General features: G+C 36.8%; 16 protein-coding genes. 10 read left to right on the plus strand and 6 right to left on the minus strand.

Translation table 11 applies throughout. The features are described 5' to 3' along the window. Positions 1–136 precede the first annotated feature (136 nt). Positions 137–853, plus strand: coding sequence for an SIMPL domain-containing protein (locus tag WBN20_RS11470; RefSeq protein ID WP_424281773.1), 717 nt, complete (start codon positions 137–139; stop codon positions 851–853). 3 nt (positions 854–856) lie between these two features. Here WBN20_RS11470 and WBN20_RS11475 read toward each other — a convergent pair whose 3' ends face one another. From WBN20_RS11475 to WBN20_RS11485, 3 genes are all read right to left on the minus strand, one after another. Further along, positions 857–2,386 (minus strand): SulP family inorganic anion transporter, encoded by a 1,530-nt coding sequence (locus WBN20_RS11475; protein WP_424271543.1) that lies wholly within the window; start codon positions 2,384–2,386, stop codon positions 857–859. Positions 2,387–2,468: 82 nt separating this feature from the next. Further along, positions 2,469–2,651 (minus strand): hypothetical protein, encoded by a 183-nt coding sequence (locus WBN20_RS11480; protein WP_424281774.1) that lies wholly within the window; start codon positions 2,649–2,651, stop codon positions 2,469–2,471. Positions 2,652–2,744: 93 nt separating this feature from the next. Then, positions 2,745–3,443 (minus strand): phytanoyl-CoA dioxygenase family protein, encoded by a 699-nt coding sequence (locus WBN20_RS11485; RefSeq protein WP_424281775.1) that lies wholly within the window; start codon positions 3,441–3,443, stop codon positions 2,745–2,747. 146 nt (positions 3,444–3,589) lie between these two features. Here WBN20_RS11485 and WBN20_RS11490 point away from each other — a divergent pair, with 146 nt between their 5' ends. From WBN20_RS11490 to WBN20_RS11505, 4 genes are all read left to right on the plus strand, one after another. Continuing rightward, positions 3,590–4,438 carry a helix-turn-helix domain-containing protein gene (locus tag WBN20_RS11490; protein WP_424274805.1) on the plus strand — a complete coding sequence of 283 codons (849 nt, stop codon included), beginning with the start codon at positions 3,590–3,592 and terminating at the stop codon, positions 4,436–4,438. A gap of 388 nt (positions 4,439–4,826) precedes the next feature. Further along, positions 4,827–5,828, plus strand: coding sequence for an NAD(P)H-dependent glycerol-3-phosphate dehydrogenase (locus tag WBN20_RS11495; RefSeq protein WP_424271132.1), 1,002 nt, complete (start codon positions 4,827–4,829; stop codon positions 5,826–5,828). 78 nt (positions 5,829–5,906) lie between these two features. Next, positions 5,907–6,923 carry a formylglycine-generating enzyme family protein gene (locus WBN20_RS11500; protein ID WP_424276012.1) on the plus strand — a complete coding sequence of 339 codons (1,017 nt, stop codon included), beginning with the start codon at positions 5,907–5,909 and terminating at the stop codon, positions 6,921–6,923. A gap of 11 nt (positions 6,924–6,934) precedes the next feature. After that, positions 6,935–8,266 carry a Gfo/Idh/MocA family protein gene (locus WBN20_RS11505; RefSeq protein ID WP_424281776.1) on the plus strand — a complete coding sequence of 444 codons (1,332 nt, stop codon included), beginning with the start codon at positions 6,935–6,937 and terminating at the stop codon, positions 8,264–8,266. A 75-nt stretch (positions 8,267–8,341) separates the two neighbouring features. Here the strand turns inward: WBN20_RS11505 and WBN20_RS11510 are convergent, their stop codons facing one another. The 3 genes from WBN20_RS11510 to WBN20_RS11520 form a co-directional block, all read right to left on the minus strand. Further along, positions 8,342–10,009, minus strand: a complete 1,668-nt coding sequence (locus tag WBN20_RS11510) for a glycerol-3-phosphate dehydrogenase/oxidase (RefSeq protein ID WP_424281777.1) — start codon at positions 10,007–10,009, stop codon at positions 8,342–8,344. Between the two features lie 132 nt (positions 10,010–10,141). Then, positions 10,142–10,450 (minus strand): antibiotic biosynthesis monooxygenase family protein, encoded by a 309-nt coding sequence (locus WBN20_RS11515; protein ID WP_424281778.1) that lies wholly within the window; start codon positions 10,448–10,450, stop codon positions 10,142–10,144. A gap of 6 nt (positions 10,451–10,456) precedes the next feature. Further along, on the minus strand, positions 10,457–10,813 hold the full coding sequence (locus WBN20_RS11520) for a hypothetical protein (RefSeq protein ID WP_424271137.1): 357 nt from the start codon (positions 10,811–10,813) through the stop codon (positions 10,457–10,459). A 106-nt stretch (positions 10,814–10,919) separates the two neighbouring features. Here WBN20_RS11520 and WBN20_RS11525 point away from each other — a divergent pair, with 106 nt between their 5' ends. From WBN20_RS11525 to WBN20_RS11545, 5 genes are all read left to right on the plus strand, one after another. Then, a complete protein-coding gene (locus WBN20_RS11525; RefSeq protein ID WP_424281779.1) occupies positions 10,920–11,414 on the plus strand; it encodes a CvpA family protein in 495 nt (164 codons plus the stop codon). 152 nt (positions 11,415–11,566) lie between these two features. Then, complete coding sequence (locus WBN20_RS11530) at positions 11,567–12,037, plus strand: CAP domain-containing protein (protein WP_424281780.1); 471 nt, start codon at positions 11,567–11,569, stop codon at positions 12,035–12,037. An 89-nt stretch (positions 12,038–12,126) separates the two neighbouring features. Next, complete coding sequence (locus WBN20_RS11535; RefSeq protein WP_424281781.1) at positions 12,127–12,672, plus strand: 3-hydroxyanthranilate 3,4-dioxygenase; 546 nt, start codon at positions 12,127–12,129, stop codon at positions 12,670–12,672. Next, entirely contained in the window at positions 12,669–13,037 is a 369-nt protein-coding gene (locus WBN20_RS11540) for a DUF1304 domain-containing protein (RefSeq protein ID WP_424271141.1), read from the plus strand. Before WBN20_RS11535 ends, WBN20_RS11540 begins: the two co-directional genes overlap by 4 nt. Before the next feature lie 83 nt (positions 13,038–13,120). After that, positions 13,121–14,674, plus strand: coding sequence for an aldehyde dehydrogenase family protein (locus WBN20_RS11545; RefSeq protein ID WP_424281782.1), 1,554 nt, complete (start codon positions 13,121–13,123; stop codon positions 14,672–14,674). Positions 14,675–14,826: the final 152 nt, after the last annotated feature.

The following is a 14,826-nucleotide window of genomic DNA, read 5'->3' on the forward strand; positions in this document are numbered from 1 at the left end:
CTTTTGAAGAATTAAATCAATGGAGTGGTATTTACTTTCCTATAGGTATTGAACACTCACAGAGGTAAGGACTTCCCTCATTATATCTTTCAAAAGCAATAAGAAAGATTTAGTTTCGTACAGACAAATTGAAAATATGAAATATTTAATTCGACAAAAAATGGCTATTAGATTTTTAATTACACTGCTTTTAATAACAAGTCTCACAACTTACGGGCAAAGTAAAAACTTTATTGATCAACCGTATTTAGAAACGACAGCAAGAGTAGATACCTTGGTTATACCAGACCGTATTTATTTGTCAATCCTAATTACAGAAGCGGACACAAAAGGCAAAACTTCGGTTGAAAAATTAGAAAATAAAATGGCTGACAAGCTGAAAACAATAGGCATTGATGTCGAGAAACAACTTACACTTAATGATTTGGGGAGTAATTTTAAAAAGTACTTTCTAAGGAAAGTCGATGTTCAAAAAGACAAAGAATATACATTATTAGTGCATGATGCCTTAACTGCAGGCAAAGTACTAATGGGCCTCGAATCTATCGGAATCTCTAATGTAAACCTTATAAAAACCGAATATTCAGGTCTGGAAAAACTCAAAATTGATCTGAGACAAAAAGCTGTAAGGGCAGCAAAAATTCAGGCAGAAGCAATGGTTATCCCCCTGGGTCAAAAACTAGGAAGTGCTCTTTTTATTTCTGATCTAAACACAGGGGTACAAAATAGGATGACGGATAGAATGGTTAGGGTGCAAATGTCTAAAGAAGCAGATAAAGATCAACCCATTGAAATTGAATTTGAAAAAATAAAAATAGAGAGCACTGTGAATGTGAAATTCGCAATACAGTAGCAATTAAACTTTATCTATTGCTAGTTTATAAGTGGGGTCCTCCAGGACATTTACGTCAATTATAGCATCTGCATTCGTTAGCAAGCGCCTGCAGTCTTCACTTAAATGCCTTAAATGTACCTTCTTCCCAACTTTGTGATAGCGTTCCGTTATTTTGTTTAACGCTTCAATGGCAGACATATCTACTACTCTGCTTTCCTTAAAATCTATAATAACCTCATCCGGGTCTTCAATTACATCGAATTTTTCATTAAACAAAGTCACAGATCCAAAAAATAGCGGCCCATAGATTTCATAGTGCTTAATTCCATTCTCGTCAGTATATTTTCTGGCACGTATTCTTTTGGCGTTATCCCATGCAAAAACAAGAGCTGAGATAATTACACCAACCAAGACAGCCAGCGCCAGATTATGTAGGAAAATGGTAACCAGGGTTACTAATATCATTACAAGAACATCAGATTTCGGCATTCTTCTGAAGGTCCGTAAACTGGCCCACTCAAATGTTCCCAGTGCAACCATAATCATTAATCCTGTAAGTGCAGCCATAGGCACTTTTTCAATCAAATTAGCCCCAAACATAATAAAGACAAGAAGCATTACAGAAGCTACTATACCCGATAATCTTGCCCGGGCTCCATTAGAGGTATTGATTAAACTCTGCCCTATCATGGCACAACCACCCATCCCTGAAAAGAGTCCGGAAAGTATGTTTGCTGTTCCCTGGGCAACTGCTTCTTTATTGCCCCGCCCACGCGTTTCTGTAATTTCGTCAATAATATTTAGGGTCAATAAACTCTCAATTAGCCCAACCCCGGCGACTATTGCCGCATAAGGAAAAATGATCTGCAGGGTTTCCAAAGAAAAAGGCAATTCTGGGATATGAAAGGGTGGAAAACCGCCCTGAATAGAGGCTATATCCCCAATTGTTTTTGTGTCAATATCAAACGCAAGAACGAGTCCAAAAACAGCCAGGATAGCAATCAATGAAGCAGGAACTGCTCTACTTAGTTTGGGTAATCCCCAAATTACGAGCATTGTGAACAACACTAATCCTAAAAAAATAAACAAGGTGCTCCCGGACAACCATGAGCCATCAGACGACTTGAACTGGTCTAACTGTGACATAAAAATAATGATAGCCAGGCCGTTCACAAATCCAAATATAACAGGATGAGGCACAAGGCGCATCAATTTGCCTAAACGAAGAAATCCGGCCGCCAACTGCAGTATTCCAGCCAATATCACTGCTGCAAATACATATTCTACCCCATAATCCATTGCAAGCGAAACTATAACTACTGCTACCGCCCCGGTCGCTCCGGAAATCATTCCCGGTCTACCTCCCAGAATAGAAGTTACCAACCCCATAACGAACGCCGCATATAATCCCGTTAAAGGAGATAAGCCTGCTATAAGAGCGAATGCTATGGCCTCTGGAACCAAAGCCAATGCAACCGTTAATCCTGATAGGACTTCAGTTTTGTAATTTACTTTTTGTGAAAAATCAAATAGATTTAAGTACTTCTTCAAATCCTGTGTATTTTAAGGGGTCAAAAATAGCACTTATTAGTTGTTAAAAGCCTTAATTGAAAAGAATTATGAATTTCACAAATTACCAACGATTTAGCCCTAATAATTTCTTTCCAAGTTCAGATAATTCAGCAGTATCGTATCTGACCTGCTCCCAATTTCTTGGATCCCCGGGGAAGGCATATCCTTCTGGTGCTATCCTATTCTTCCAGGAATTAATTCGCCATTGTCTTAATTCTTCATTTTCTTCCTCTGCAGGCATCATTGAAATATATTGGGCAATCCTAACTTTATTCTTAGATTTATTAGGTCTTATTCCATGTGGCTGTGTGCTATTAAAAATTAGAAGATCACCAATTTATAATTTTACTTTTACAATCTTATCCTCCAATTCTGAAATGTCCGGCTGAAAATGATCCCGGTCTTCAGGCTGGGTAAGTTTCCAACTATCATAATTCCTGTATAACCATGGAATACATTGAAAGCCTCCCATATTCTCATCGGTTTGATCTGCAAGTGCCAATACCCCCTGTACATTCTGTGGATTCGTCTCAGGGTCATAATCCCAGTGAATAAAACCTTTCTTTTCAAATCCGGGTCTTTGTGGAAAATTAAGATTTGCCCTGTCAATTGTTACCCATAATTTTTCTGTTCCCCATACGTCCACAAAGGCATCATAAACGCGTTGCATTTGTCTGTTATTCCATAGGTGCTGGTTATTGTATACCTCAACCATACCTGTCCCTGTTAGTTCTTTCATTTGCATTTCAGCCCTTGGTGGAGCATACCAGGTTTCACTGTTTTTAGGGTCCTTTTCATCAAATTCCCACAAAAAATCTGCTGTTGCCTTAGCTTGGGGTACAGGAACCGCATTTTTAATTACGATATAGCCATTATGCTTCCAAAATTCCCAATCTTTTTCACTAAGAACCCGTAACGGAACGTTGTTAGACCGATCATTTAAACCTATTTTGCTGCTTGTAGCTGTTGAGGGATTTCCGGGAATATCCTTATGAGCTTTATTGGCCATTTCCAGTTTGGATGCTGCTTTTTCCATAATAATTCTGTATTGCGATTAAAAGATATTCAAATCTATTTAGATTAAATAGCGATTTCCACCTTGATTTTGATCTATAATTGAACTATATTGATATTTTATAACTCTTTACTTGTCAATAATAACAATTATGTTAAATTTTTAATTTGAAGATTCAACTAGAACAAATAAATCCGGATGCCAAAAGTTCCTTCCGATTACTACACAATCCACGACTGAATGATTTGTTTTATTGGCATTTTCATCCGGAATATGAATTGGTGTACATAGAAGGTGCGAACGGAACGAGACACGTAGGAGATCATATCTCTCAATATGATCACAGTGATCTGGTATTAATAGGGTCTAATATACCTCACTTAAATTTTGATTATGGCATACAGAGCGAGTACCAAAAAGAAGTTTTACATGTTAGTTCGGCGTTTAAGAATAAGATATTTACCGAAATACCAGAACTAACCGAAGTATTTGAACTCTTTGAAAAATCTCAGCAGGGAATAGCATTCACCGGAAGAACCAAGATAAATATTGGCTCCAGGCTTAAAAAACTTCATGTTTTGGCACCATTTTCACAGTTTCTGGAAATACTTCATATATTCTCCATTTTAGCGACTTCCGAGGAGTATGTTTTATTGCATGATTATCCGGTAATCAATAAATACAGCCAAAAGCAACAAGAACGCTTAAAAAATATCTATTCATTTATAGATGAAAACTACCAAAGGAAAATAGAGCTTAAGGAAGTGGCAGCACTTTCCAATTTGAGTAAAGAAGCTTTTTGCCGATATTTTAAAAATGCCACAGGAAGTACTTTTACTTCCTTTTTAAACCAATATCGTATTAGTCAGGCCAAACGATTGCTTTTAAAAGGGAGAAATATAAGCGAGGCTTGCTATGACTGTGGGTATGAAAGTCTTTCTTATTTTAATCGTACTTTTAAAAAAATTACCAATGAAAATCCTTCTGATTTTAAAAAGAGATATGTGAAAAGATAATTCTTTTTACTCCTAAAATCGGAAAAATTTACTTTCTCCCATCCTTTTATATAGCCTCCCTTTAACATTGGAAACCAAAATAATTAATGGAATAAAAAACCGCCCTGAATTTAATTCCGGGGCGGTTTCTAACTAAATAACCAACCAAAAATAATTTTTCATCCTCACCCTATGCTCTACTACCTTAAATAACGCATAACTCAAAGTTTTCATTGCACGCTAAGGGCTAATCCAGTGTTAAAATTTTATGTATTTCATCGTTTTTTAAAAGGAGAGTTTGATAGTATTTTGCAAAGCCTATTTACTCGTAAATTATTATAACTCGATGACTTTCAAATAAGTAAGTCGTTGTTTTTTTTAATTACATTTGATGGTCTAATTTAATTTGATGGAAAAAGAATTAAAAATTGCAGTTCTTGGTGGTGGAAGCTGGGCAACAGCTATTGTAAAAATGCTCACAGAAAACAAGGATGAAGTAATTTGGTATATGCGCAATGGGGATGCATTAGAATATATAAAAGCCAACAAACACAACCCCAATTACCTTACTTCCGTTGAGTTTCAATTGAAACAGTTAGTCCTTACGAATAATATGGACGAGGCGATTTCTATGGCTAATCTGTTGATTTTTGCAATTCCATCTGCTTTTTTAGAGAGTGAACTCAAAAAACTTACTATCCCTTTAAGTGATAAAATTATATTCTCCGCTATTAAAGGAATTGTTCCTGAAACAGGCTTAATTGTTGGTGAGCATTTTCATAAAAAATATGGTGTGCCAATTGAAAATATTGGGGTGATTACAGGTCCATGTCATGCCGAGGAAGTGGCTTTAGAGCGCCTGTCTTATTTAACAATTGCCTGTGCTGATACTGCCAAAGCCAAAATGCTCTCCGAACATCTGAACAGCCATTATATAAAAACCAAGATTTCTGATGATATCATAGGAACCGAATATGCCGCAATGCTTAAAAATATTTACGCGCTGGCAGCAGGTATAGCCCACGGATTAGGATATGGCGATAATTTCCAAGCTGTTTTAATGAGCAATGCCATCCGTGAAATGAAGCGTTATATTTCGAGGGTTCACAAGATGAAAAGGAATATTAATAATTCTGCCTATTTGGGGGATTTGCTTGTTACGGGTTATTCAACTTTTAGCCGCAACAGGATGTTCGGAAATATGATTGGTAAGGGATATAGGGTGAAAAGTGCTCAGATGGAAATGAAAATGATAGCAGAAGGTTATTATGCAACCGAAAGTGCCTATAAATTGAAATCAACATTTAAGAAGAAAGTTAAGAGCCCAATTATTGATGCAGTATATGATATCCTTTATAAGCAGAAGAGCGCCAAAGTAACTTTCAAAGCGCTTACAGATAAATTAGATTGAGTCTAAATTTTTTTTATTTGAGTCTAAATGAATATTTTAGAAATATCTTGCTCCTATGTTATTTCTAAATATTTTGAAGTGAATCTAAAAAACATACTCTTTTTTATAGCAGTATTTGTCATTTTTTTATCAATGGCTTTCACTTCAGATCTACGTTCCGAGTTTGCTGAAATAACAAAAAAATTAGATTCCTTTATTCCATATACACAAGTAATCCCCGGTAGTGAGATTACAATTAAAATGAACCCAATAAAAGGAGGTGAATTTTTGATGGGAAGCAATAACCATGAAGAAGATGAAAAACCGCAGCACAAGGTTTTGATAGATGATTTCTGGATGAGTACATTTGAAATAACATGGGACCAATATGAGCTTTTTTTAGAGAGACAAATTGATACTTTTGGCCTGAAAGATTTAGCTAAAGAAATTACTATTGACATTGATGCTATCTCTTCCGCAACAACCCCATATGTAGATATGAGTCATGGTATGGGTAAAAAAGGCTATCCTGTTGTAAATATAACCCAATATGCGGCAATAACTTTTTGCCAATGGCTTTGTGCAAAAACAGGAAATTTTTATAGACTTCCCACAGAAGCAGAATGGGAATATGCAGCAAGGGCCGGAAGCACAACTACTTATTATTTTGGTGAAGATTCTGTTGAATTAAAATTATATGCCTGGTTTGATCAAAATAGTGAAAGAAAATATCACAAAGTAGGTGCTAAGTTACCCAATAAGTATGGCCTCTACGATATGCACGGAAATGTTGCTGAATGGACTATGGATGAATACACTGTAGATACATATGCCAATAGATTAGGAAAAACTGCAGACAATCCATGGATAAAACCCACAAAACTATATCCCAGATCTGTTCGTGGGGGCTCCTGGATGGATTCCGCTATAGAACTCAGATCATCTGCCCGGACAGCTTCCTCGGCAGAATGGAAAAGAATTGACCCTCAGATTCCCAAAAGCCGCTGGTGGTTTACTAATGCACCAAATGTTGGTTTTAGAGTTATTCGTCCGAAAGAAACCCCAACAAAGGAGGAAATGGAGGCTTATTGGCTTGCTGCAATTGATGACTATTAAAAACTTTAAATATGGAAAATAAAAACCACGCCCTTACCCGTAGAAATTTTTGCAAAAACACTGCTCTAGCAGCAGGTGGAATATTAACTGTTCCTTTGGATGTGGCGGCTTCAGCATATGTCCTTGGGGACGACGCCATTAAAATTGCACTTGTTGGATGCGGGGGCAGAGGAACCGGCGCAGCAGCACAGGCCTTGAGTACTAAAGAAAATGTAAAATTGGTTGCAATGGCCGACGCATTTCAGGATCGATTGGACAACTGCTATGACATATTATCCAAAAAATTTGTTGATACAGATAAAATTACGATTAAAGATGAAGATAAACACCTGGGCTTTGATGCCTATAAAGCAGCTATTGATAAAGCAGATGTCGTAATACTAACCACTACACCTGGTTTCAGGCCTATCCATTTTGAGTATGCCATAAGTAAAAATAAACATGTTTTTATGGAGAAACCAGTAGCAACAGATGCCCGAGGAATTCGAAGCGTATTGGAAACTGCTAAAATTGCTAAAATGAAAAAACTGAATGTGGTGGTTGGACTACAACGACATTATCAACGAAATTATTTAGCTTGCCTTGAGGAGATAAGGTCTAATAAAATGGGTCAGATTGTTTCAGGGCAGGTGTATTGGAATAGTGCGGGGGTATGGGTAAAAGAGCGTCAGGCAAACCAGACAGAAATGGAATATCAAATGCGCAATTGGTATTATTTTAACTGGTTATGTGGCGACCATATCGTAGAACAGCATATTCACAATATAGATGTTGCTAATTGGTTTATTGGGGAGTTTCCCATACATGCCCAGGGTATGGGTGGCAGGGAAGTGAGAAAAGGGAAAGAATACGGCCAGATATTTGATCACCATTTTGTTGAATTCACTTATCCCTCCGGAGCAGTAATTTCCAGCCAGTGCAGACATCAAAAAGGTTGTTTAGACAATGTATCCGAAAGTTTTATGGGTACTAAGGGTAAAATTTACACTGACTCACAGAATAAAGGAATAATTACTGGCTATGATGGCAGTACTATTTATGAACATCAGGGTACTAATGATCCGAATCCCTATCAGACAGAGCATGATGCTTTATTCGCTTCCATTAAAGCCGGAGGAGTTATAAGTGATGCAGAACATGCAGCAAAAACGACAATGACTGCAATTCTTGGGAGAATGGCCACATATTCAGGGCAGCTAATCACCTTTGAAGATGCCTTAAACAAAGGAAGGAGTCTAATGCCTGAAACATATAGTTGGGACGCTATACCTCCAGTAACCCCTGATGAGAATGGTTTTTATCCAATTCCGGTACCCGGAGTGACTGAAGTACTAGAAAAATAGAAACGAGAAAGGAACCATCGCCCTATTTACAGATTAATCTCTGTCTCCTGACTTTACTTCATTGGATGAATAATTCTAAATCCGATCTAAAGAAAAAACAGAATGTTCATGTATTTCTTGAAGCATTTTTTCTTTCCAGGAAAGGATTTGTGAATCTTCCAATTTAAAAATTGACTTGAATTCACCAAGAATCGGATCCAGTAGAAAAGGTATGCTTTCAATATCGAAATATAATCGACCCGTCCTGCGGATAAAAAAGTCCATAGGAGAAGTTATCATTTCATAATTAATTCCGTAATGAAGTTCGGCTTTGGCCATTCTTATGTACGGATCTTCATCTTTTAGTATGGAGTAATCCTTTAAAATAGCCTCGGTTTGCTTGCCATAGGTTGTCACCAGGTACCAAGCATCATATTCTGTAAAACCATCTGCTGCTATTCGTTCAAATATTTCTGAAATGTACTTTTTGACGTGTTTGGATTTCCTGAAATCATTACCGCATAGCGGAATCTGAACAGTTGTACAATCTGCAAGTTCAATTCCTTCTTCCTCTTCCATTTTTTTAGATAGCAGGTTTACAACTCTTTCTGCCATCTTTCGATACCCGGTAAGTTTGCCTCCAGCCATACTTATAAGGCCTGTATCCGAAATAAAAATCTCATCCTTACGTGATAATTCGGAAGTAGATTTTCCCTCTTCATGTATTAAGGGCCGCAAACCAGCCCAGGAAGAGATAATATCCTTCAATTCTAAATTTATCTTAGGAAACATATTATTAACCGCTGATATTAAATAAAGGGCATCAACCAAATCCAGTTTAACATCATTTTTATCCTGATCATAATTAGTATCGGTTGTCCCCACATAGGTAATTTTACCTCTGGGGATGGCAAAAATCATTCGCCCGTCAGGAACATCAAAATAAACAGATTGCTTTACCGGTAATTTTGCATGCGGAAATACCAAATGAACCCCCTTTGTAAGATGAAGACGTTTCCCTTTTTTAGAATTATTTATACTTCGCAATTCATCTACCCATGGGCCAGCAGCACTTATCACATATTTTGATTTGATAGTAAATTCATGTCCGGCTATAACATCCTTAAAATGTAGCCCTGAAATAATATTGTCAGTGTAATCAAAAGCTGTTACCTCAGCATAGTTTAATGCAACAGTACCGAATGAAAGACTAGTCTTTATATTTTCAATTGTTAGCCTGGCGTCATCTGTGCGGTATTCAGCATAATAACCAGCCCCTTTTAATTTCTTCTTAGGCAATAACGGTTCCAGCTTTAAAGCTTCTTTTTTTTCAAGCATTTTACGCTTGTCATCGCCTGAAACCTGTGCCAAAATATCATAGACCTTTAACCCAATAGATGTAAGCCATTTTCCATAGGACCCTCCTTCAATTAAAGGAAGTAACATCTTTTCGGGAAGCACCAGGTGCGGTGCCAGTTTATGGACTATAGCCCGTTCAGATCCCACTTCTTTTACCAACCAAAAATCAAACTGCTTGAGATATCGAAGGCCACCGTGAATTAACTTAGTAGATTTACTACTGGTTCCTGATGCAAAATCCCCTTTTTCCAGCAGAGCCACTTTAAGTCCTCTGGCCGCTGCGTCCAGGGCAATACCTCCTCCGGTAATTCCACCTCCAATAATTACAAGATCGAATTTGGTATCAGTTAAGTTTTGAATGATTTCATTCCGGTCAAGGCTCGAAAATGGTATGTTCTTCTGCATGTTTTTATAAATCAAGGTAAATAATTAATTAGGTCCCATTACAAATGTAAAGATTAATACCCCCTTTACTAATACTTAGGTTTTAAGTAAAGGTTATTATTGAAGTAATAAATAAAAACACTATAGTTTGTTTTACTTTGTGGCTGTAAATTCGTATTCCCTTTCAACAAGGCAGATTCTTATTTTGTACCATTCGTACCATTCTTTTTTTCCTATTTCCTGTGCAGCCAGGTGTTTTAAATTGGATTTCCATCTTGTTATAGATTCCAGGTTTTCCCAATAACTTACAGATATCCCTAACTCCCCTGTTGCGCTTTCAAATCCCAAATAACCAGATTCCTTTTTGGCCAATTCTTCCATTTGTTTAGACATAAGGCCATACCCTTTATCCCCGGGAGTCCTGATGCTGGTAAAGATTACGGCATAATAGGGTTTTATCATAATCTTTTATAAAATAAAAGCACGTTCTACAAAATAATTTACTACTGCCTCTTTCATTAATATAGATTGCTCTCCTGCCTTTAATGGCGGAAGTGTCTCTTTAACGATATAATGTGGCCAACCTTCTTCGTCAAAAAACTCAAACTCATAATATCCATACGGTTCCAATAGTTTACATATGGCTATGTGCATAAGATTAACTTTCTCATCCTTTTTATACACCCTATGGTATTGACCTAACTCCTGGACGCCAATAAGGTAAATAATTCCGTCTAAATCCATTGGATCTCCATCGGTAAACCTGGAAGATAATTTCTTGACCAATTCTTCCCACCTATCTTTTAATTGACTATCTCTGCTCATTTTTACTATCAAAAAAGATTTAAAATTCAAAATTAATCCTGAACCATTCTTTTTGAAAAAATCAAAGGTACAAATCAAAATTCTATATTTGTGCAAACAAATTTTCTTGAATCTTCTAGATATTATTTTGGGATTATTACTGGCATATGGCCTTTATAAGGGTTTAAAAAATGGCCTTTTTGTGGAAATTGCATCTCTCGCCGCTATTATTTTCGGGCTTTATGCTGCAATTAAATTTTCTTACTTAACAGCTAGCTATCTTTCTCAAAACATGGATTGGGATGAAAATTACATAAAGTTGGCAGCATTCATTATTACTTTTCTGGCTAGTGTGATCCTGGTAAATATGGCCGCGAAAATACTTACCAAAATTGCAGATTTTGCCATGCTTGGATTACTCAATAAACTCGCAGGTGGAATATTTGGAGTACTAAAAATTACGGTTATCCTCGGTACGCTTTTGTATTTTTTTGAAAGTGCAAGTTCCTCATTTAATCTAATTGAAAATAATACGGTTGCAGAATCTATTCTTTACAAACCGATCAGGGATATTGGCGATCTGGTTTTTGGAAACGTAATTGAAGTATTTAATGACGGATAATTGACGAAAAGTGCAGTTCATCGAAAAAAACATGTTTTTCATACGCTTATTTCATAATTTCTTTAATATTACCAAGATCATCTTTTTAGAAAGGATCTAGAGAACACCCCACTCTTTCATTACCCTACTTACAATTAGAACACTATATGAAAATGAGATTGCCCATCGCTGTCTTGGTTTTATTTGTATTGTTGGCTGGATCTTGTAGTACAGAGTCCATAGAAAATACAAATATTCCGAGTTCCGAAAATGCCGTTTTGGTAGAACACGCGCTTTTGGATATAGTAAATGACCATAGGAACAGTTTGGGTTATTCATCATTGCTTTTTAGCGAAGTTGCTTATGAATATGCCAACACTCATACTGATTATATGATTGCCAAAGGCAGTTTAAGTCATGATAACTTTAGTTCACGAGCCTCTAAAATTTCTAGCGAAGTTAATGCTGAATATGTAGCTGAAAATGTTGCTAAAGATTACCCAGATGCCGCCACGGCATTGGAGAATTGGCTTGAGAGTTCTAACCATCGTAAAACAATTGAAGGCGAATTTACACACACAGCCGTAAGTGTAAAAAAAGACTCCGGCGGTAAATTCTATTTTACTCAATTGTTCTACCGATAGTCCGCTCCAGAAAAATTTCTTTTCTTACATTTGATAGTGAGTATTACTTTTAATACATTCTAATATCATTCCTTAATAATTAGAAATCAATGTCTATAAAACCTCCATTTAATCTTCACAAGTGGATTGAAGAAAACAGAGACTTACTAAAACCCCCTGTTGGAAATAAGAATTTATATAAAGATGCTGGCGACTATATAGTTATGATCGTTGCCGGGCCAAATGCACGAAAAGACTATCACTACAATGAAACAGAGGAACTTTTCTTTCAATTAGAAGGTCATATAGAAATACATGTGCAAGAAGACAGACAGAAAAAAACAATGAAACTGGGGCCGGGCGATATATACCTGCATCCAGCAAAAGTGCCACATTCTCCTGTTAGACACCAAGGCTCAATTGGTTTGGTAATAGAGCGTAAACGAGACCAAATGCAATCAAAGGATGGTCTTCTATGGTTTTGCGACAATTGTAACCATAAACTTTATGAAACTTATTTTACATTACATGATATTGAAAAAGACTTTTTATCACATTTTTCATATTTCTACGGATCGGAAGAGTTAAGGACCTGTGATAATTGTGGAACCGTTATGCCTGTTGATGATAAGTATACTGCAAAAGATAAAAAATGAAACCTACGATTAATATTTTTATTGGAATTGTGGCAGCACTACATCTATATTTTCTTTGGTTCGAAATGTTTGCCTGGACTACCAGAGGCAAAAAAATCTTTAAAAAATTTCCTAAAGATATGTTTGAACCAACAAAATCTCTGGCTGCAAACCAGGGTCTGTATAATGGATTTTTGGCTGCTGGCCTTATCTGGACATTTTTAATTAAGGATACATTGTGGAGTACAAATATTTCTATTTTTTTTCTAAGCTGCGTTGCAATTGCCGGAATTTATGGGGCCTTTACAGCAGATAAGAAAATCTTCCTTGTACAGGCACTACCAGCCTTGATTGCACTCCTTCTAATATTTATGAATCAGACCTAAGATTCCATAACTTACGCGTTACATAATCACTATTATTCGTAGCTTTGTCAGAATATCACAAACTACCTTTTAAAAGTTATAAAATGACACTAGTTGCAGTAGACTTTGGAATAGACCAAGCATTAGAAAAATTAGGAATAAAAGAAATCAATAATGGTACCTCAACGGGTTCAGATTATTTTTCTTCAGGGGAAATTATCGAATCATTTTCCCCGGTTGATGGAGCGTTAATTGGTAAAATAAAAGGCACCTCTCAAAATGATTATGAAAAAGTCATAGAAACTGCCACAAAAGCCTTTCATATTTGGCGATTGAAACCAGCTCCTCAAAGAGGCGAAATTGTTCGCCAGTTTGGAAATAAGCTACGCCAATTAAAGGAGCCTTTAGGTAAGTTAGTTTCATATGAAATGGGAAAATCTTATCAGGAGGGTCTGGGTGAAGTACAGGAAATGATAGACATCTGTGATTTTGCTGTAGGGCTATCCCGACAATTACATGGATTAACCATGCATTCAGAACGACCAGGGCATAGGATGTATGAACAATACCATCCTTTGGGGGTAGTAGGAATAATTTCTGCTTTTAATTTTCCTGTTGCCGTATGGGCCTGGAATACGGCGCTTGCATGGATTTGTGGCGATGTTTGTGTTTGGAAGCCATCAGAAAAAACACCACTTTGCGGTATAGCTTGTCAAAATATTGCGGCTGAGGTGTTCAAAGCAAATGGACTTCCAGAAGGTATCTCCTGTATGATAAATGGAGATTATAAAGTTGGTGAAATGATGACAAATGATAACAGAGTCCCTTTGATTTCAGCTACAGGTTCTATTCGCATGGGAAAAATTGTTGCACAGGCAGTTGCTTCAAGATTAGGGAAATCTCTCCTTGAATTAGGTGGCAATAATGCGATTATAGTTACCCCTGATGCAGATATAAAAATGACGGTTATTGGAGCTGTATTCGGAGCGGTTGGCACTGCCGGCCAGCGATGCACTTCTACAAGAAGACTTATTATACATGAATCTATTTACGAACAGGTAAAAGATTCAATCGTTACTGCCTACAAGCAATTAAAAATTGGGAACCCTCTGGATGAGAATAATCATGTAGGTCCTTTAATAGATAAAGATGCCGTTTCTATGTATAAAAAGGCCCTTGAGCAAGTGGTGGCAGAAGGCGGAAACTTGATCGTAGAAGGCGGTGTTTTAGATGGGGAAGGCTACGAAAGTGGTTGTTACGTTTATCCCGCCATTGCCGAAGCGGAAAACAGCTATAAAATAGTACAGCATGAAACTTTTGCACCTATCCTTTATTTGATAAAATATTCAGGAGATGTACAAAATGCGATAACTTTTCAAAATGGTGTTGTTCAAGGACTTTCATCGGCCATTATGACTAATAATTTAAAAGAAGCCGAATATTTTCTTTCAGTCGCCGGCAGTGATTGTGGTATTGCCAATGTAAATATTGGCACCTCGGGTGCTGAGATTGGAGGAGCTTTTGGAGGTGAAAAGGAAACTGGAGGTGGACGTGAAAGCGGTTCTGATGCCTGGAAAGTTTATATGCGAAGACAAACCAATACAATTAACTATACTGCCGAATTACCTTTAGCCCAAGGGATAAAATTTGATTTGTAAACATAAGACCTGTAGACGCTTTAGATCTCCTTCGTATTAAATAATCGTAAGCGGTTTAGAGCGTCTGCAGGTATTTTTATAAAACACAAAAAGGTCATTTTTTTATTTAATTGGTTGTAGTTAATTAAAAGACTTATGTTTAGATCTTACTG

Source organism: Eudoraea sp. (genome assembly GCF_049665975.1).
Lineage (GTDB): Bacteria > Bacteroidota > Bacteroidia > Flavobacteriales > Flavobacteriaceae > Eudoraea.